Raw genomic sequence first — 19,397 nt, forward strand, 5'->3', positions numbered from 1 at the left:
ATTACGATCATGGAAATCTTCGATGCGTTCCATCTCGCACGCTTGCAATTCGCGTTCACGGTGTCGTTCCACATCGTGTTCCCCGCGATCAGCATCGGCATGGCGAGCTTCCTCGCCGTGCTGGAATGGCGTTATCTCGTCACCGGCGACGCGGCCTACAAATCCATGTTCCAGTTCTGGTCGAAGATTTTCGCGATCGGCTTCGGGATGGGCGTCGTCTCCGGCGTCGTGATGGCCTACGAGTTCGGCACGAACTGGTCGGGCTTCTCGCGCATCGCGGGCAACATCACGGGGCCGCTGCTTACCTACGAGGTGCTGACGGCGTTCTTCCTCGAAGCGGGCTTTCTCGGCGTGATGCTGTTCGGCTGGCAGCGCGTGAGCCCGCGCGCGCATTTCTTCGCGACGCTGATGGTCGCGGTCGGCACGCTGATCTCGACGTTCTGGATTCTCGCGTCGAACAGCTTCATGCAGACGCCGCAGGGCTACCGGATCGAGAACGGCCTCGTCGTGCCGGTCGACTGGTTCAAGGTCGTGTTCAATCCGTCGTTCCCGTATCGTCTCGTGCACATGACGATCGCCGCGTTCATCGTCGCGGGCTTCATCGTCGCCGCATGCGGTGCATGGCATCTGCTGAAGGGGCGCCGCGACGAACCGGTCAAGCGCAGCTTCTCGATGGCGCTCTGGATGCTGCTGCTGCTCGCGCCGATCCAGATCGTCGTCGGCGACGCGCACGGCCTCAACACGCGCGAGTATCAGCCGGCGAAGATCGCGGCGATCGAAGGGCTGTGGGAGACCGAGAAGGGCGGTACCGCGCTGAACCTCGTCGGCCTGCCCGACATGCAGGCCGAGACGACGCGCTATGCGATCCAGGTGCCGCACCTCGGCAGCCTGATCCTCACGCACAGTTGGGATGGCGAAATTCGCGGACTGAAGGAATTCGCGCCGCAGGATCGCCCGTACTCGCCTGTCGTGTTCTGGACCTTCCGGATCATGGCGGGCCTCGGGATGCTGATGCTGCTGACCGCGCTGCTCGGGCTGCTGCTGCGCAAGGGCGGGCGCCTCTACGAAACGCGCTGGTTCCAGTGGTTCGTGCTCGGCATGGGGCCGTCGGGCATCGTCGCGCTGCTCGCGGGCTGGATCACGACCGAAGTCGGCCGGCAGCCGTGGACCGTCTACGGCGTGCTGCGCACGGTCGATTCGGTGTCGCCGCTTACCGCGCAGCAGGTCGGCGTATCGCTGCTGGTGTTCGTCGTCGTGTATTTCCTCGTATTCGGAACGGGCATCTATTACATGATGAAACTGATGAAGCACGGGCCGGCCGCGCAGGCCGGGTATATCGAGCTCCACCGGCATCCGGGCTTGCGCAATCGCGCCTTGTCGACGTCGCTGGATACGGCCGAAGCGGAGTAAGCCATGCAAATCGATCTTCCTGTCGTGTGGGCCGCGATCATCGGCCTCGGCGTGTTCCTGTACGTGATGCTCGACGGCTTCGATCTCGGCATCGGTCTGCTGTTTCCGTTCTTCGACGCGAAAGCCGAGCGGCAGGTGATGCTCGATACGGTCGCGCCCGTGTGGGACGGCAACGAGACGTTCCTCGTGCTCGGCGGCGCAGGGTTGTACGGCGCGTTTCCCGTCGTGTATTCGACGCTGCTGCCGGCCAACTACCTGCCGCTGATCCTGATGGTGGTCGGGCTGATCTTCCGCGGGGCGGCATTCGAGCTGCGCGCGAAGGCGAACCGCACGCAGCACATGTGGGATCTCGCGTTCATGGGCGGCTCCGCGCTTGCCGCGTTCTGCCAGGGCATCGTGCTCGGTTCGCTGCTGCAGGGCATCCGCATCGAGAACAACCATTTCGCGGGCGGGCCGTTCGACTGGCTCTCGCCGTTCAGCCTGTTCTGCGGGATCGGCGTGCTCGTCACGTATGCCACGCTCGGTTGCGGCTGGCTGATCCTCAAGGTCGACGGCGAGCTGCAGCGCAAGATGCGCGAGCTGATGAAGCCGCTGACGGCTGTGCTGCTCGGCGTGATGGCCGTCGTCAGCCTGTGGACGGTGATCGGCCTGCCGGCCGTCGCGCATCGCTGGTTCGGCAGCGGCAATCTCGGCTGGTTCCTGCCGGTGCCGGTGCTCGTCGTCACGTGCGTCTGGGGCATCTTCCACACGGTGAAGCACCGGCACGAGGCCACGCCGTTCCTCCTGACGCTCGCCATCGTGTTCCTCGGCTATACGGGGCTCGTGATCAGCATCTGGCCGAACATCGTGCCGCCGTCGCTGTCGATCTGGGATGCGTCGTCGAGCCGTTCGAGCCAGCTGTTCGCGCTCGTCGGCACGGTGATCGTGCTGCCGGTGATCCTCGTCTACAACGCGATGCAGTATCGCGTGTTCCGCGGCAAGGTGCGCGAGGGCGACATCGGCTATCACTGACCGGCGCAAGCCGGCACGGAACGGAACAGCGGCCCGCCCAGCGCGGGCCGTCGCGCATCGCAGGATGTCCGCGCGCACGCGCGGTCAGTGGGAATACTCACCATGATCGTCAGACCAAGACAAAACTGGCTCAGGATGCTGTTCGTATGGAACGGCTCCGTGCTCCAATCGATCATTCCGCAACTCGGTTTCATGGCGATCGTCAGCACGCTGGCGGTCTTCACGAACGGGCGCATCTTCGGCGAGAAGATTCCGCTGAACACCGCGCCGTTCACGCTGTTCGGGCTCGCGCTCGCGATCTTCCTCGCGTTTCGCAACAACGCGAGCTTCGAGCGCTTCAAGGAGGCGCGGCTGCTGTGGGGTAATCTGCTGATCGCCGCACGCGCGCTGACGTCGCAGATGCGGCGCTACCTGCCCGACAGCGTCGACGACGCGCAGCGCAACCGGCTCGCCGACTGGCTGATCGCGTTTGCCTATGCGCTGAAGCACGAGCTGCGGCACACCGATCCGCTGCCGGACCTCGAGCGCATCCTCGGCGCCGAGCGTGCGGGCCTGCTCGCGCGCAAGGCGTACCGGCCCGTCGCGATCCTCGACCTGTTGCGCGGCGAGCTCGTGCACGCGCTCGGCCGCACGCCGGGCAGCGAGACGATCTGCTGGATGTTCGACGCGCAGCTCGATGCGCTCGGCAAGACGGTCGGCGGCTGCGAACGAATCCTCTCGACGCCGATTCCGTTCTCGTACAGCGTGCTGCTGCATCGCACGGTGTATGCATATTGCGTGCTGCTGCCGTTCGGCCTCGTCGACTCGACCGAATTCTTCACGCCGCTGATCTGCGTGTTCATCTCGTACACGCTGATCGCGCTCGAGGCGATCGCGAACGAGGTGGCCGAGCCGTTCGGGCTCGCGCCGAATGCGCTCGCGCTCGACGCGATGACGCGCACGATCGAGCGCTCGGTGCTCGAGCTGGGCGAACGCGACTTGCCGGAAGAGTATGTGCCGGCGTCGACGTATCAGATCACGTAACGGCGTGCTCCCGCGCGCGCGTCGTGCGTCGCGCCGCGGTGCGATTCCGAGATTCAACGCAGCGTCGACTCCATCGCGAGCCGCGCGATCTCGGCGGACGGCCACATCAGATAAAGCAGCGCCGCCATCGACAGCAGCGCGCATGCGCGCGCGACGAGTGTGCGGTCGAGTCGGTGCAGGGTGCGGAGGTACTGCATCAATTTCTTCATGTTGCTTGCGCGGGCGCGCGGTTCCGGCGGTTGCTGCAAAGGGGCCGGACCGGCGCGCGGCGGTGTGACGATCAGGGAAAACGACGCGCATCGTACCAGTTCCGCGCGGCGAAGACCGTCAACGATTGTCGGTCCGCATGCCGTTAATCGGGGACCGTTGCGCGGGCAACGGGCTGCACGACGTTTCGTCTGAGCATTGTGCGAGGCCGACGAACGCGATCGCCCGAGACGGACGCGCGCACGGCCCGGTGCGCGCGGCCGCCTGACAAGGCGCCGCGGCAGGGCCAGCTTTTTTCTCGCCAACGACGACAAAAAACCTCATTTCGCGCCGCGCGGCGCGTCAGCAGAATGTCTTCATTCGAACTCGCGCGACCGCCGGTGCCGCGCGGGCCGCACTTCAGAAGGAGACAGACGTGACAGTCGAAACAACCGCAATCGATACGCTGGTGGTGGGCGCCGGCCAGGCCGGCGTGGCCATGAGCGAGCACCTCGGCAAGCTCGGCGTGCCGCATCTCGTGCTCGAGCGCGACCGCATCGCCGAGCGCTGGCGCACCGCGCGCTGGGATTCGCTGGTCGCGAACGGACCCGCGTGGCACGACCGCTTTCCGGGGCTCGAATTCGAGGGCCTCGATCCCGACGCGTTCGCATCGAAGGATCAGGTCGCGGACTACTTCGAAGCCTATGCGCGCAAGATCGGCGCACCGATCCGGACCGGCGTCGAAGTGACGAGCGTCGTGCGCCAGGCGGGCAAGCCGGGCTTCGTCGTCGAGACCTCGGCCGGCCGTATCGACGCGATGCGCGTGGTGGTCGCGACCGGCCCGTTCCAGCGTCCGGTGATTCCGCCGATCGCGCCGCGCGACGCGCGCCTCACGCAGATCCACTCCGCCGACTACCGCAATCCCGCGCAACTGCCGGACGGCGGCGTGCTCGTGGTCGGCGCCGGCTCGTCCGGCGTGCAGATCGCCGATGAACTGCAGCGCGCGGGCCGCCGCGTCTATCTGTCGGTCGGCCCGCACGATCGCCCGCCTCGCGCGTATCGCGGCCGCGACTTCTGCTGGTGGCTCGGCGTGCTCGGCGAATGGGACAAGGAAGTCGCGACGCCCGGCCGCGAACACGTGACGATCGCGGTTAGCGGCGCGCGCGGCGGCCACACGGTCGATTTCCGCGCGCTCGCGAACCAGGGCGTGACGCTGGTCGGGATGACGCGCGCGTTCGACAGCGGCGTCGTCACGTTCGAAGCGGATCTCGCGGCGAATCTCGCGCGCGGCGACGCCAACTATCTCGCGCTGCTCGACGCGGCCGACGCGTACGCGGCACGCAACGGCCTCGATCTGCCCGACGAGCCCGAAGCGCGCCGCATTCTGCCCGATCCGGACTGCGTGACGCATCCGCTTGCGACGCTCGATCTCGCGGCGGCCGGCGTCACGTCGATCGTCTGGGCGACCGGCTATGCGGTCGACTACGGCTGGCTGAAGGTCGACGCGTTCGCGGAGAACGGCAAGCCGCAGCATCAGCGCGGCGTGTCGAAGGAGCCCGGCATTTATTTCGTCGGATTGCCGTGGCTGTCGCGACGCGGATCGAGCTTCATCTGGGGCGTGTGGCACGACGCCAGGCACATCGCCGATCACATCGCGACGCAGCGCAAATATCTCGACTACCACACGGGCGCGCAGCGTCGTGCGGCGCAGGACGCCGGCAGCGCGCCGGCCGCGTGCCCGCTCGCGGACGCGCTGAGCTGAACTCGACTCAGCGTCGCCGCCCGATTTCACGCGCCCGCCGCACGAATGCGCACCGCGCACGGTGGGCGTTTCATCCGACACGAGACCCGAACGAAGGACACCGATGAGCGAACCGACCCATACCCGCATCCGCATGTTCAACACGCGCGACACCTATCCGAACCAGTCGCTCGACAACGATCTGTGCCAGGCCGTGCGTGCCGGCAATACCGTCTACGTACGCGGCCAGGTCGGCACCGATTTCGACGGCAATCTGATCGGTCTCGGCGATCCGCGCGCGCAGGCCGAGCAGGCGATGAAGAACGTCAAGCAGCTGCTCGAGGAAGCGGGCAGCGACCTCACGCATATCGTGAAGACGACGACGTACCTGATCGACCCGCGCTACCGCGAGCCGGTGTATCGCGAAGTCGGCAAGTGGCTGAAGGGCGTCTATCCGATCTCGACGGGCCTCGTCGTATCGGCGCTCGGCCAGCCGCAATGGCTGATGGAAATCGACGTAATCGCGGTGATTCCCGACAACTGGCAGCCGAACCGCACGCAGGAGGCGGCATGACGTTCTCGATCGTCGGGCGCTGCCCGGAGACGGGGCAGCTCGGGATCGCGATCAGCTCGTCGAGCATCGCGGTCGGCGCGCGCTGTCCGTGGGTGCGTGCGGGCGTCGGCGCGGTCGCGACGCAGAACGTCACGCTGCCGGCGCTCGGCCCGCAGATCCTCGACCGGATCGAGCGCGAGCAGTGCGCGCCGCGCACGGCGCTCGACCGCGCGTTGAGCGCGAACGGCTGGAGCCAGTATCGGCAGGTCACGGTGATCGACGGGCAGGGGCGCACCGCGTGCTTCACGGGCAGCGAGGCGCTCGGCACGCATCACGCGGCGACCGGCGAGCAATGCGTCGCGGCCGGCAATCTGCTCGCGTCGACCGGCGTGATCGATGCGATGGTCGAGGCCTTCGAGCGCGCACACGGGCTGCTCGCCGATCGGCTGCTTGCCGCGATGCACGCGGCGGTCGCGGCCGGCGGCGAGGCGGGGCCCGTGCATTCGGCCGCGCTGCAGGTCGCGGGCGATCTGACCTGGCCGATCGTCGATCTGCGTGTCGACTGGGCCGACACGGCGCCGATCGCGCAGCTCGATGCGCTGTGGCGCGCGTACCGTCCGCAGATGCACGACTACCAGACACGCGCGCTGGATCCGACCGCCGCGCCGAGCTACGGAGTGCCCGGCGATGAGTGACGGAGCGAGCCGCGCGCTGCTCGAACGGCTGATCGGCTTCGCGACGGTCAGCCGCGATTCGAATCTGGCGATGATCGATTTCATCCGCGACTATCTGCGCGGCTTCGGGATCGAGAGCGAACTGTTCTACAACGCGGAACGCACGAAGGCGAGCCTCTACGCGACGATCGGCCCGCGCGGCGGCGGGGGGATCGCACTGTCCGGCCATACCGACGTCGTGCCGGTCGACGGACAGACCTGGACCGTCGATCCGTTCCGGCTCACGGAACGCGACGGTCGCCTGTACGGACGCGGGACCGCAGACATGAAGGGCTTCATCGCGTCGGTGCTGGCCGCGGTGCCTGCATTCGTCGCGCAGCCGCTGCGCGAGCCCGTGCATCTCGCGTTTTCGTACGACGAGGAGATCGGCTGCGTCGGCGTGCGGCCGATGCTCGAGGCGCTCGCGCAGCGCGCGGATCGTCCGCGCCTCTGCGTGATCGGCGAGCCGACCGAGCTGAAGCCGGTGCTCGGCCACAAGGGCAAGCTTGCGATGCGCTGTCACGTGAAGGGCGCCGCCTGTCATTCGGCGTACGCGCCGTCTGGCGTGAACGCGATCCACTATGCGGCGAAGCTGATCGGCCGGCTCGGCGAGATCGGCGACGCGCTTGCGCGTCCCGAGCACCGCGACGGCCGCTTCGATCCGCCGTTCTCGACCGTGCAGGCCGGGCTGATCGACGGCGGCCGCGCCTTGAACATCGTGCCGGCCGAATGCACGTTCGACTTCGAAGTGCGTGCGCTGCCGGGCTTCGACGCAGAGAACGTGCCGCGCGCGCTGCAGGATTATGCGGAAACGGAACTGCTGCCCGCCATGCGCGCGGTGCAGCCCGATACCGACATCCGGCTGCAGCCGCTCGGCGCCTATCCGGGCCTCGCGACCGCGCGTGACACCGATGCGGCGCGGCTGCTCGCGATGCTGACCGGCTCGGACGCGTTCGGCACCGTCGCGTTCGGCACCGAGGGTGGGCTGTTCGGCGCGGCCGGCATTCCGGCCGTCGTCTGCGGGCCGGGCAGCATGGATCAGGGGCACAAGCCCGACGAATTCGTGACGCTCGCGCAGCTGCACGGCTGCGATGCGATGCTCGCGCGGCTGGCCGCGCATCTCGCGCAACGCGCTTGATGCACCGACGTTCGACGCGCCGACATGCCGGCGCTCGAACGCGGCGCCGTGCGCTAGCGAGGCGGCGCCGCGTGGATCTGTGCGAGCCGTTCGCGGCTGAACTCGACGAACGCCTGCGCCTGCTTGGTCAGCTGCCCGCGCTTGAGCCGCGCGCTGACGAGCCCTGACGGGCTGACCGTTTCGCTGATGCCGATCGTCACGACGCGGCGGCCGTCGTACGTGTATTCCGAATGCGGGCGCGTGACGAGCAGCGAGAACCCGAAGCCCTGGCCGACCATTCCGCGCACCATCTCGATCGACGGCGACGCGAACACGATGTTCGGCGTGAGCCCCAGTTCGTGAAACAGGCTGACGAAGTAGGTGCGGCTCGGCTGCACGTCGAGCAGGATCATCGGCTCGACGCTCAGGTCGTGCAGCGACACCTGCGCCTGGCTCGCGAAGCGGTGGTGTTCCGGCAGCAGCACGTACGGCTGCTGCGGCGGCATCAGCGGCTCGGTCTCGATCGTCGCGTCGAGATCGTGATCGTAGAGAAACGCGAGATCGAAGCTGCCGGCCGTGAGCCCCTGCACGAGTTCCTGCTGATCGCCGTCGCGCAGCCGGATGTCGACGCCCGGATAGCGCTCGCGAAAACCGGCGATCAACTGCGGCAGATACAGCGGCGCGACCGTCTCGAAACAGCCGATGTCGATCTGGCCGGACACGACGTCGTTGTCCGCGAGCGCGTTCTGTTCGAATTCGCGCGCGATGCGCAGCAGTTCCTGCGCCTTCCGGTAGAAGCGCGTGCCGCTCGGCGTCAGCGACACGCCCTGCGCGTGATGGCGGATGAACAGCATCACGCCGAAGCTTTCCTCCAGACCCTTGATCGCGCTGGAAATCGACGGCTGCGCGATGAACAGCTGGCGCGACGCCTCGGCGACGCTGCCGGCCTCGACCGTCGTCACGAAGTATTTCAACTGCCGCAAAGTGTAGTGAGCCACGAAGCACCTCTATCGCTCGGCCTGGCGCCGCGCGGGGGCGGCGGTTCCAGGATGTCGGGGTAGCACCATACCCGAACAAATCGGCGGCCGCGATCGTCGCTGCAGAGCTTTTTCATATGGCTCGGAAATATTTTTAGTATTTTCCGGTCGCCCCGCGCGTGGCGCACCATCGTCTCCGACATCGACCGCGCCGGCACCCGCCGCGCTGCACAGGAGACATCATCATGACGACCGCGGACCGCAACGCGTCCCCAATGATAGAGAAGCATACGATCGGCTACGTGCCGCCCGCAGACCGGCACGGCAAGGTGCGCGATCTGTTTACGCTCTGGTTCGGCGGCAATATCGCGCCGCTGCCGATCGTGACGGGCGCGCTCGGCGTGCAGATTTTTCATCTGAACCTGATGTGGGCGATCGTCGCGATCGTCGTCGGCCAGGCGGTCGGCGGCGTGCTGATGGCGCTGCATTCGGCGCAGGGGCCGCAGATGGGCATCCCGCAGATGATCCAGAGCCGCGCGCAGTTCGGCTCGTGGGGCGCGCTGCTCGTGACGGTGATCGCGGCCGTCATGTACGTCGGCTTCTTCGCGTCGAACATCGTGCTCGCCGGCAAGTCGGTGCACGGAATTGCGCCGGCCGTGCCGGTGCCGGTCGGCATCGTGATCGGCGCGGTCGGCTCCGGGCTGATCGGCATTGTCGGCTACCGGTTCATCCATATCCTGAACCGGATCGGCACGTGGGTGCTCGGAATCGGCATCGCCGTCGGCTTCTGGACGATCCTGTCGCACGTGAGCACCGACGATTTCTTCACGCGCGGCGGCTTCAACTTCGCGGGCTGGCTCGCGACGGTATCGTTGTCCGCGCTCTGGCAGATCGCGTTCGCGCCGTACGTGTCGGACTATTCGCGCTATCTGCCGGAGAACGTCGGCGTCGCGTCGACGTTCTGGGCCACCTATCTCGGCTGCGCGATCGGCTCGACGCTCGCGTTCATCTTCGGCGCGGTCGCGGTGCTCGCGGTGCCGGCCGGCGCCGACACGATGGACGCGGTCAAGCAGGCGACGGGCGCGCTCGGCCCGCTGATGCTCGTGCTGTTCCTGCTCAGCGTGATCAGCCACAACGCGCTGAACCTGTACGGCGCGGTGCTCGCGGTCATCACGTCGGTGCAGACGTTCGCGTACCGGTGGATTCCGACCGCGAAGGCGCGCGCGGTGCTGTCGGTCGTGATTTTCGTGGCGTGCTGCTACGCGGCGATCGGCGCGTCGACGAACTTCATCGGCCACCTCGTCGATCTCGTGCTCGCGCTGCTCGTCGTACTGGTGCCGTGGACCGCGATCAACCTGATCGACTTCTACGTGATCCACAAGGGGAAGTACGACATCAAGTCGATCTTCCTCGTCGACGGCGGCATCTACGGACGCTTCAATCCGCAGGCGCTGCTCGCCTATGCGGTCGGGATCGTCGTGCAGATTCCGTTCATGAATACGCCGATGTATGCAGGCCCGATTCCCGCGCATCTCGGCGGCGCGGATCTGTCGTGGCTGGTCGGCCTCGTGCTGACCTCGCCGCTGTACTACTGGCTCGCGACGCGCGACAGCGCGTATCGCCGCAAGCAGACGGCCGCGTCGCTGCCGTCGAGCGCCGCGCGCTGAGCCGGGCGCGCGACGCGGGCGACAAGCGCTGCGCGGCCGGCGCACGGCATGCCGCGCGCCGGCCCGCCGCTCAGACGGCCGCCGAGCGCACGACGCGCACCGGCACCGACTTGTACGACGGCGTGCCGCTTTCCTTGTCGATATAGTCGAGCGGCACGAGCACGTTCGCTTCCGGATAGTACGCACCGACCGAACCGGGCGCGATGTCGTACTCGATCGCGGTGATCTTCTCGAGACGCAGCGTGCGGCCGGACGCGCCGATCGTCTCGATGTCGACGAGGTCGCCGTGCTCGAGACCGTACTTCTCGAGATCGGCGGGATTCATGAACAGCACGTCGCGCCGCCCGAACACGCCGCGATAGCGATCGTCGAGCCCGTAGATCGTCGTGTTGTACTGGTCGTGACTGCGCAGCGTGATGAGTCGCAGCACCTGCTCGCCGCCGAGCACTTCCGCGTCTTCCGCGACGCCCTTGTACACCGAGAACATCGCCTTGCCGGTCGGCGTCGGCCACACGCGTTCGGTCGGCGGCAGCGGCAGCCGGAAGCCGCCCGGCGTGCGGATCCGTTCGTTGAACGCTTCGAAGCCGGGAATCGTGCGGTCGATCAGATCGCGGATCCGGTCGTAGTCGGCGATCAGGTCGAGCCACGCGACCTTGCTGTTCGGCAGCGTCGCATGCGCGATGCCGGCGACGATCGCGGGCTCCGAGCGCAGATGCTCGGAGGCGGGCTTCAGCTTGCCCGCCGACGCATGGACCATCGACATCGAATCCTCGACCGTTACCGACTGCGGGCCGCCGGCCTGCACATCGAGCTCGGTGCGCCCGAGCACCGGCAGGATATAGGTCTCCTTCGCGACGAGCAGATGCGAGCGGTTCAGCTTCGTGCCGAGATGCACGCTCAGGTCGAGCTTCGACATCGCGGGGAACGACTGCTCGGGATCGGGCAGCGCGACCGCGAAATTGCCGCCGAGACAGAGCAGCGCCTTCGCGGTGCCGTCGATCATCGCCTGCATGGCCTGCACGGCGTCGTGCCCGTGATGCGACGGCGGCGTGAAGCCGAACACGTCCTCGAGCTTCTTCAGGAACTCGGCGGACGGCTTTTCCGTGATGCCGACCGTGCGGTTGCCCTGCACGTTCGAATGGCCGCGCAGCGGACAGATGCCGGCGCCCGGCTTGCCGATGTTGCCGCGCAGCAGCAGCAGATCGGCGATCAGCCGCACGTTCGCGGTGCCCTTGTTGTGCTGCGTGACGCCCATCCCGTACGTGACGATCGTCGCGTTCGACTTCGCATAGGCGAGCGCGACCTGTTCGAGCTGTGCCTGGCTGAGCCCGCTCGCATGCTCGATGTCGTCCCACGACGTCGCTTCGAGATCGGCCGCGAACGCGTCGAAGCCTTCGGTGTGCTGCGCGATGAACGCGCGATCGAGCACGTCGCCGCGCTCGGCCTCGAGCTGCAGCAGCGCCTTCATGATGCCCTTCAGCGCGGCCGCGTCGCCGCCCGCATCGACCTGATAGTACGTCGATGCGATCCGCGTCGAACCGAACGACGCCATCTCGATCATGTCCTGCGGATCGGCGAAGCGTTCGAGCGCGCGCTCGCGCAGCGGATTGAACACGATGATCGGCACGTGGCGGCGCGCGCATTCGTGCAGCGTGCCCATCATCCGCGGATGGTTCGTGCCGGGGTTGTGGCCGATCGAGATGATCAGCTCGCACCGGTCGAAATCCTCGAGCGACACGGTGCCCTTGCCGATGCCGATCGACTGCGGCAGCCCGACGCTCGTCGGCTCGTGGCACATGTTCGAGCAGTCGGGGAAGTTGTTCGTGCCGAGTTCGCGCGCGAACAGCTGATACAGGTACGCGGCCTCGTTCGAGGCACGGCCCGACGTATAGAACTCGATCTGCTCGGGCGGCAGCGCGCGCAGCACTTCGCCGATGCGCGCGAACGCGTCGTCCCATTCGACCGCGCGGAACGTGTCGGTCGCGCGATCGTAGACGAGCGGATGCGTGAGCCGACCCATGTTCTCGAGCTCGTAGTCTGACATGCGCAGCAGCGAGGAAACCGTATTCGCCGCGAAGAACTCGGGCGTCACGCGCTTGGTCGTCGCTTCCCACGTGACGGCTTTCGCGCCGTTCTCGCAGAACTGGAATGTCGACTTGTGCTCCTTGTCCGGCCACGCGCAGCCGGGACAGTCGAAGCCGTCCGGCTGGTTGGTGCGCATCAGCGTGATCGGTGCCTCGATGGTCTCCATCTGCGTGCGGACGGCCTCGGCTGTCGCGCGAAGCGCGCCCCAACCGCCGGCGGGCCCGTCGTACTTCCTGATGCCTGGCACTTCGCGTCGATTTGTCATGTGATTCTCCATCAGCTGCGCCGCGGTGCGGGCAGCCCGGGTTGCGCCGTGCGACGGCGGGGACGTCTGCGCCCGGCGGACGCAGACGCTCATGCGCGCCCCGATGTCGGGCCGCGCGGGTTCATCGGCGGCCGGCGCGCGCGGCGACGTGCCGCCGCGCAACCGGCCGGGGCCTCACGGCGCTTCCTTCTTCGCACCGGACGATTTCTTGCCGGACTTCTTCGCGGGCGGCGGCACCTCGGCCGGCGCGCCGTCGCTCGCGCCGGCCTCGCCGTCGGGCCGGCCGTCGGCCGCAGCGGCACTGCCGTTGCCCTTCGCGCGGCCGTTGCCGGCCTTCGCATCCTTCGCCTCGTCCGGCGCCAGCTTGTTGAACGTCACTTCGCCGCGGCCCTTGTCGTAGTCGACCTCGACGCGATCGCCGGATTTCAGCGCGTCCGCGAGGATTTCCTTCGCGAGCCGCGTCTCGATCGTCTGCCGCACCTGACGCTTCAGTTCGCGCGCGCCGAATTCCGGCTGATAGCCCGCTTCGGTCAGATGCTCGATCAGCGATTCGCCCATCACGAGCTGGATGTCCTGCGCGGCCGCGGTGCGTACGACGCGATCGAGCTGGATCTGCACGATCGAGCGGATGTTCTCCTTCGACAGCGCATGGAACACGATCACTTCGTCGATCCGGTTCAGGAACTCGGGGCGGAAGTGGCCCTTCAGCACCTGCATCAGTTCTTCGCGGATCGCCTTGTCGGTCTTGCGCGCGGCTTCCGGCTGCGTGAGGTTGTCCATGATGATCGCCGCGCCGAGGTTGCTCGTCGCGATGATGATCGTGTTGCTGAAGTCGACGACGCGTCCCTTGCCGTCGGTCAGCCGGCCGTCGTCGAACACCTGCAGCAGCACGTTGTAGACGTCCGGATGCGCCTTCTCGATCTCGTCGAGCAGGATCACGCTGTACGGACGGCGCCGCACGCGCTCGGTCAGCTGACCGCCTTCGTCGTAGCCGACGTAGCCGGGCGGCGCGCCGATCAGCCGTGCGACCGCGTGCCGCTCCATGTATTCGGACATGTCGATCCGGATGATCGCCTGCTCGTCGCCGAACACGCTTTCGGCGAGCGCCTTCGCGAGCTCGGTCTTGCCGACGCCGGTCGGCCCGAGGAACAGAAACGTCGCGATCGGCCGATGCGTCTGACCGAGCCCCGCGCGCGACAGGCGCACCGCATCGCTGACCGCGACCACCGCGTCGTTCTGTCCGACCACGCGCTCGCGCAGCTGCTCTTCCATCTTCAGCAGCTTCTGACGCTCTTCCTGCGTGAGTTCGGACACCGGAATGCCGGTCAGGCGCGAGACGACCTCGGCGACCGATTCGACCGTGACCTCGAGCGTCTCGGAGCCGGTCTTGCGCTGCCACGCTTCCATCTTCTCGTCGAGCGCCTTCTGTTTCGCGTTGATCTGTTCTTCGAACTGCTTCGCCTCGTCGAAGCGCTTGCGCGAGGTCGCGTAGTCCTGCTCGCGCTTGAGCTGCGCGATCTGCGCTTCGTCTTCCTGGATGTCGACCGGGCGCGAGGTCGCGCCGATCCGCACGCGCGCGGCCGCCTGATCGATCAGGTCGATCGCCTTGTCGGGCAGAAAGCGCGACGTGATGTAGCGGTCCGCGAATTCGGCGGCGGCGACGAACGCGTCGTCGGAGAACGTGACCTGGTGGTGCGCTTCGAGGCTGTCGCGCAGCCCGCGCAGGATCACGATCGTCTGCTCGACGCTCGGCTCCGGCACGAACACGGGCTGGAAGCGCCGCTCGAGCGCCGCATCCTTCTCGATGTACTTCTGGTATTCGTTCAGCGTCGTCGCGCCGATCAGGCTCAGCTCGCCGCGCGCGAGCGCCGGCTTCAGCACGTTGGCGATGTCGAGCCCGCCTTCGCCGCCGCCTTGCCCCGCGCCGACGATCGTATGCAGCTCGTCGATGAACAGGATCAGTTCGTCCTGCTTCGCGGTAACCTCGTCGATCAGCTGCTTCGCGCGCTCCTCGAACTCGCCGCGATATTTCGCGCCGGCGACCATCGAATTGATGTTGACCTCGACGAGGCGCTTGCCGCGCAGCACTTCCGGCACGTCGCCATTGACGATCCGCTGCGCGAGCCCTTCGACGATCGCCGTCTTGCCGACGCCCGGCTCGCCGATCAGCACGGGGTTGTTCTTCTTGCGGCGCGCGAGCACCTCGATCGCGCTTTCGATTTCCTGCGCGCGGCCGAGCACGGGGTCGAGCTTGCCCTGGCGTGCAAGCGCGGTCAGGTCGCGGCCGAACTTGTCGAGATTCGGCGTGCCGGTCGGCGTGTCGACGCGGCCGTCTTCGGCGCCCTTGCCGACGACCTTCACGACCTTCTGGCGCAGCGCCTCGGGCGTCACGCCGTATTTCTTCAGCAGCGTGCCGGCGATGCTGTCCGGCACCGATGCGAGCCCGATCAGCAGATGCTCGGGCCCGATGTACGAATGGCCGAGATCGCGCGACGCCTGGAACGCGTACTGCACGGCCTTTTTCACGCGCGGCGAGATCGACAGCTTCTCGAGCGACTGGTCCGGATCGGCGTTGCCGGTGTGCGCATGTTCGTCGATGTAGGCCTTGATGTCCTGCGGCGACAGCTTCAGTTCCTTCAGCAGTGCCGCGCATACGTCGGTGTCGGCGAGCGCGTACAGCAGGTGTTCGGTGTCGAGTTCGTTGCGCCGCAGCTCGTGTGCCTTCTCGGCCGCGCGCTGCAGCAGCTCGAGCGTCTGCTCGCTGAACGCGTCGGTCGGATCGACCGATTCGCGCGGGATTTCCGCGGCGAGCGGCGATGCTTCGCCGAGGCCGCCGAACAGCGACGACGGACCGCCGCCGAGCAGCGAGTCGAACGGATTCAGCATGCTCTGATGGCGCATCAGCTGCCGGAAGTGATAGTCGCAGATCGAGATCGTCTTGCGTTCGCCGTCCTGCATCACGGTGGCGCGCGCAACGGCGGGCCGGGCGTGACAGATGTCGCAAAGTGCGGGCATGGTGGTCTGGCTCCTGTCAATGAAAGTGGATCGAAGGGCGACGTCCCGATGCGTGGCGGCAACGGAACGTGCCGACCGCGACACGCGGCGCGGCGCGGCGGCGCGCGCTCGGCGCCCGTACCGTCGCGCAGCGCGCGACGCGGCAGCCGGCGACGGCGTTCGGCACCGCGTACGCGCGTGCTTCGTGGAGCCCGCGGCACGACTTCGACTGCGTTCAAAATAGCGAATCGCCGCAAGCCATCCAAGACACAGTTCCGTGCCGGTCCGTCGGCAAATTGCACCCTCGCATGCGCGCGAACGCGGGCCGCGAGGAGTACAGACGCGCGTGCGCAGCTCCGCACGGGCGGGCGCGGCGCAGGACGAGGGCAAAGGCGGCGGCAGGTGGCGCGCGCGGCGCGTGCCGCGACCTCGGCGCGCAACGCGCCGGGCGGCGGTGCGGGGCGGACGATGCGCGCGGGAAAGCGCAGCGCGAGCGCGAGCGCGCGACGGCGCGCGGCGGCTGCGGTGGCCGGTGTGTCAGGGGCGGGCGCGCGCGCGGCGCAACCGCTGTGCGCCGCGCAAGCGGCGACGAAGAGGGCGGCTTGCATGGCGCGAGCCGGCCGGCGCTCGCGCGCGACGCGGCGGCGTCACGCGTCGAACGTCATCGCGAGCCGCTGTCGCGCGATCTGCTTGACGCTCGCGGACAACGCGGCGTCCGGCAGACCGTCAGCCCATACGGAAAAGGAATCCTCGATCAGATTGCGCGTGTCGGGCGGCAGTTCGGCCAGCATCAGCGACACGACGGTGAACAGCACGGCGACCTCGGCGGCCCGGCTGCCGGCGTTGGCGTCGACGGTTTGCTTCAGCCCGTCGACCGCGGCTTGCAGCTTCTGCATTGCATCATTCGTATCGCTCATGATTCCCTCCATGCGGGATGGGTTCGATCGGCGACGAACGGGCGGCCGCGGTGCGGCCGCAAAGCGCGCGACGCCGGGCCGGCATCGCGCGCGGGCGGCGCATCAGGCGGCCGTGCCGGCAGCCGGCGCGACCGCGACCGACGCTTCGCTCGTCAGCATCAGGAACGTCAAGGTTTCGCGCAGATACAGGCGAACGACCTTGTCGGTGTGGCTCGCATAGCCGATCGACACGTCTTCGCCGAGATGAAGCTCGTAATCGCCGCCGCGCGTCGACAGCACGCAGCCGCCGCTGATCGCCGGCGCCCAGACGATCTCGCCGCTGACGATCCGCTTGATGTGCTCGATGACCGGATAGCCCTGATCGCGCGCCTCGCTGAGCGCGGTATAGGCATCGGCGCCGAGCAGCACCGAGTACGGGCCGTCGACGCCCGCGAGGCGCAGCGCCTCGAGCGCATCGCTGATGGCGTCCGGATAGGCGCCGACATCGCTCGGCAGCGTGAGCTTGCGGTTCGACGTGCCTTCGCGGATCCCGACGATGCCGGCGGCCGGATAGCCGTCGAAGATCGCGCTGTCTTCCGCGAACGCGAGTCGCTGCGCGGCTTCCTTGGCCGCCTGCCAGTCGGCGTCGCGTGCACCGCGCTCGACGCTGTCGATCGCGGCGCGGTCGAGTTCGAACGGCACCGTCAGCTCGACGATCGTGCGCACCTCGCGCAGCCGCGCATCGACGTGCTCGCGCGGCGCCGCGACGTCGCGCAGGTGCCCGGTGCCGACGGCCGAGAGTTCGGGGCCCTTGGGACCTTCGACGTCGACCACGCGGCGGCCGGCCACCGAACGCTTGAAGGTGCGCGCGACTTCTTCCTCGATTTGCTCCCAGGCGGCGCTGGAGATCGGCGCGAGTTCGCGGTGCAGATTGTTCATACGCTTTTGACTCCTTTGAGCGATCCGATTTTCAGCGAGCCGTCGCGGTGCGGCTCGTTCGATGACGGGGCGGCCTCGGCGGCCTCGGCGGGTGCGGCGCGGTCGGGCAGCGCGTCGAGCAGGTCGGCCGACGGGACGAAGAACAGCGAGCCGGTAACCGCGCGGCTGAAATCGAGCAGCCGGTCGTAGTTGCCCGGCGGGCGGCCGACGAACATATTCTCGAGCATCTGCTCGATCGGTGCCGGCGAGCGCGCATAGCCGATGAAATAAGTGCCGAATTCGCCGGCGCCCGGCCGGCCGAACGGCATGTTGTCGCGCAGGATCTTCACTTCCTTGCCGTTCTCGTCGAGCGTCGTCAGCGAGCTGTGCGACGACGACGGCTTCACGTCCGGCGCCAGCTCGATGTCGGACAGCTTCGTGCGGCCGATGATGCGCTCCTGCGTCTCGACCGGCAGCGCGTTCCAGCCGGCCATGTCGTGCAGGTACTTCTGCACGATGACGTAGCTGCCGCCGGCGAACGGCGCATCCTCGTCGCCGATCACCGTGAAGTCGACCGCATCGCGGCCTTCCGGATTCTCGGTGCCGTCGACGAAGCCGATCATCGCGCGCTGGTCGAAGTTGCGAAAGCCGTGCACTTCGTCGACGACGGTCACCGCATCGCCGAGCGCGGCGAGCAGCTGCGTCGCGAGCTCGAAGCAGAGGTCCATCGCATCGGCGCGAATGTGCAGCAGGATGTCGCCGGGCGTCGCGATCGCGACGCGCTGGCCGGCGCCGAATTCGCGGAACGGATGCAGTGCAGCGGGACGCGGTTCGCCGAACAGCGCGTCCCATGCGTCGGAGCCGAAGCCGCAGACGCACGACAGGTTGCCGCCCGGCACGCGCTTGCCGACCGAGCGCACGAGCGCGGCGATGTCGCCGCACCATGAGCGGATCGTGTCGGCATGGGCGTCGCCGGGATTGATCGTCGCGACGAGAAAGATCGCGCTGCGCGTGATCGGACTGTGGACGGCCTGGGAGAGCGGGGGACGTGTTTCCATCGCGGCCTGCCGGTCAGTCATGTCGGGACGGACGGCGCGCGGCTGCCGCGGCGCGCGGACGGAAACGGATGAACTCGGTCATGCGACTGTTCTCTTGTATGACATGCGGATGAAACGCGCTGCGTACGGTCGCAACGCGCAATGCGGTGCAATCGCCGCGCATGCGGAAAAGCGATGCACGCGGGCGCGGCGCATGCGCCCGGTGCGCGACGTTCGCTTCGCATCGCGCGGTCGAGCCTGCAATCTAGCAGCTTCGGCGAGTCTTTGGAACACGTATCGCCGATCTGTCCTGCGAATGCACAAACCATGCACCGAATCCATCGTGCCGATGCGCGGCTGTACTCCTGCCGCACGCGCGGCTGTGCTCTTGTTTGTGCAGGTGGTGTGCAGTAGATTGGGTTCGCTCGGCCGCCGACGAGGAGCACGACGATGAATCTGCTTGAAGCGATGCGCATCTATGTTGCGGTGGTCGAGCACGGCGGACTGCCCGGTGCGGCGTCCGAACTGAAGCTCGGCGCCGCGCACGTGAGCGACCGGATCGACGGCCTCGAACGCTATCTCGGCTGCCGTCTGCTGTTGCGCTGCGCCGATGACGGCATCGCATGCACCGATGCCGGCATCGCGTTTCATCAGTGTTGCGTTCGCACGCTGTCGGCCGTCGACGATGCGACGGCCGATGCCGGCATCCGGCCGCCCGACGCACACGTCGCCGAGGCGCGCCGCGCTGCGCCGCACGCGCTGCATGCCGCGCGTCGCTGAGCTGCGCGCGTTTTCCATCGAATC

16 protein-coding genes are annotated in these 19,397 nt (G+C 67.6%); 9 read left to right on the forward strand and 7 right to left on the reverse strand.

The annotated features are described in order from the left end of the window. Nucleotides 1–9 precede the first annotated feature (9 nt). The 3 genes from BCR55_RS27465 to BCR55_RS27475 all read left to right on the forward strand — a co-directional run bounded on the left by BCR55_RS27465 (nucleotide 10) and on the right by BCR55_RS27475 (nucleotide 3,444). Nucleotides 10–1,410 carry a cytochrome ubiquinol oxidase subunit I gene (locus BCR55_RS27465; RefSeq protein WP_006407367.1) on the forward strand — a complete coding sequence of 467 codons (1,401 nt, stop codon included), beginning with the start codon at nucleotides 10–12 and terminating at the stop codon, nucleotides 1,408–1,410. Between the two features lie 3 nt (nucleotides 1,411–1,413). Beyond that, nucleotides 1,414–2,421: a cytochrome d ubiquinol oxidase subunit II gene (gene cydB / locus BCR55_RS27470; protein WP_006407368.1), complete on the forward strand. Its 1,008-nt coding sequence runs from the start codon at nucleotides 1,414–1,416 to the stop codon at nucleotides 2,419–2,421. Between the two features lie 102 nt (nucleotides 2,422–2,523). Further along, on the forward strand, nucleotides 2,524–3,444 hold the full coding sequence (locus BCR55_RS27475) for a bestrophin family protein (RefSeq protein ID WP_006408542.1): 921 nt from the start codon (nucleotides 2,524–2,526) through the stop codon (nucleotides 3,442–3,444). A 53-nt stretch (nucleotides 3,445–3,497) separates the two neighbouring features. On the opposite strand, the gene BCR55_RS33215 is transcribed toward BCR55_RS27475, so the two are convergent. Further along, on the reverse strand, nucleotides 3,498–3,653 hold the full coding sequence (locus BCR55_RS33215; RefSeq protein WP_006408543.1) for a hypothetical protein: 156 nt from the start codon (nucleotides 3,651–3,653) through the stop codon (nucleotides 3,498–3,500). 413 nt (nucleotides 3,654–4,066) lie between these two features. Between BCR55_RS33215 and BCR55_RS27485 the strand changes: the two genes are divergently transcribed. The 4 genes from BCR55_RS27485 (at nucleotide 4,067) to argE (ending at nucleotide 7,775) form a co-directional block, all read left to right on the forward strand. Next, nucleotides 4,067–5,392: an NAD(P)/FAD-dependent oxidoreductase gene (locus BCR55_RS27485; protein WP_065496939.1), complete on the forward strand. Its 1,326-nt coding sequence runs from the start codon at nucleotides 4,067–4,069 to the stop codon at nucleotides 5,390–5,392. 103 nt (nucleotides 5,393–5,495) lie between these two features. Then, on the forward strand, nucleotides 5,496–5,945 hold the full coding sequence (locus BCR55_RS27490; RefSeq protein ID WP_006407373.1) for a RidA family protein: 450 nt from the start codon (nucleotides 5,496–5,498) through the stop codon (nucleotides 5,943–5,945). Further along, nucleotides 5,942–6,619, forward strand: a complete 678-nt coding sequence (locus tag BCR55_RS27495; protein ID WP_006407374.1) for a DUF1028 domain-containing protein — start codon at nucleotides 5,942–5,944, stop codon at nucleotides 6,617–6,619. Before BCR55_RS27490 ends, BCR55_RS27495 begins: the two co-directional genes overlap by 4 nt. After that, on the forward strand, nucleotides 6,612–7,775 hold the full coding sequence (gene argE / locus BCR55_RS27500) for an acetylornithine deacetylase (RefSeq protein ID WP_053298950.1): 1,164 nt from the start codon (nucleotides 6,612–6,614) through the stop codon (nucleotides 7,773–7,775). Before BCR55_RS27495 ends, argE begins: the two co-directional genes overlap by 8 nt. Before the next feature lie 53 nt (nucleotides 7,776–7,828). On the opposite strand, the gene BCR55_RS27505 is transcribed toward argE, so the two are convergent. Further along, nucleotides 7,829–8,752, reverse strand: a complete 924-nt coding sequence (locus tag BCR55_RS27505) for a LysR substrate-binding domain-containing protein (protein ID WP_006407376.1) — start codon at nucleotides 8,750–8,752, stop codon at nucleotides 7,829–7,831. A gap of 224 nt (nucleotides 8,753–8,976) precedes the next feature. Between BCR55_RS27505 and BCR55_RS27510 the strand changes: the two genes are divergently transcribed. After that, nucleotides 8,977–10,398, forward strand: a complete 1,422-nt coding sequence (locus tag BCR55_RS27510; RefSeq protein WP_065496941.1) for a cytosine permease — start codon at nucleotides 8,977–8,979, stop codon at nucleotides 10,396–10,398. A 70-nt stretch (nucleotides 10,399–10,468) separates the two neighbouring features. Here the strand turns inward: BCR55_RS27510 and BCR55_RS27515 are convergent, their stop codons facing one another. The 5 genes from BCR55_RS27515 to BCR55_RS27535 form a co-directional block, all read right to left on the reverse strand. Further along, a complete protein-coding gene (locus tag BCR55_RS27515) occupies nucleotides 10,469–12,748 on the reverse strand; it encodes an FdhF/YdeP family oxidoreductase (protein ID WP_065497193.1) in 2,280 nt (759 codons plus the stop codon). Between the two features lie 174 nt (nucleotides 12,749–12,922). Further along, nucleotides 12,923–15,763, reverse strand: a complete 2,841-nt coding sequence (locus BCR55_RS27520) for an ATP-dependent Clp protease ATP-binding subunit (protein ID WP_065496943.1) — start codon at nucleotides 15,761–15,763, stop codon at nucleotides 12,923–12,925. A gap of 626 nt (nucleotides 15,764–16,389) precedes the next feature. Further along, nucleotides 16,390–16,659 carry a hypothetical protein gene (locus tag BCR55_RS27525; protein WP_065496946.1) on the reverse strand — a complete coding sequence of 90 codons (270 nt, stop codon included), beginning with the start codon at nucleotides 16,657–16,659 and terminating at the stop codon, nucleotides 16,390–16,392. A 102-nt stretch (nucleotides 16,660–16,761) separates the two neighbouring features. Beyond that, entirely contained in the window at nucleotides 16,762–17,577 is an 816-nt protein-coding gene (locus BCR55_RS27530) for a family 1 encapsulin nanocompartment shell protein (RefSeq protein ID WP_006407383.1), read from the reverse strand. Further along, a complete protein-coding gene (locus BCR55_RS27535; RefSeq protein ID WP_065496948.1) occupies nucleotides 17,574–18,635 on the reverse strand; it encodes a Dyp-type peroxidase in 1,062 nt (353 codons plus the stop codon). The genes BCR55_RS27530 and BCR55_RS27535 overlap by 4 nt, the downstream gene beginning before the upstream one ends. 408 nt (nucleotides 18,636–19,043) lie before the next feature. On the opposite strand from BCR55_RS27535, the gene BCR55_RS27540 reads away from it, so the two are divergent. Further along, the gene (locus BCR55_RS27540; protein ID WP_006407386.1) at nucleotides 19,044–19,373 is read left to right on the forward strand and encodes a LysR family transcriptional regulator; all 330 of its coding nucleotides are present in this window, start codon (nucleotides 19,044–19,046) and stop codon (nucleotides 19,371–19,373) included. Nucleotides 19,374–19,397 lie beyond the last annotated feature (24 nt).

This window comes from Burkholderia sp. CCA53 (assembly GCF_001685525.1).
Classification (GTDB): Bacteria; Pseudomonadota; Gammaproteobacteria; order Burkholderiales; family Burkholderiaceae; genus Burkholderia; species Burkholderia multivorans.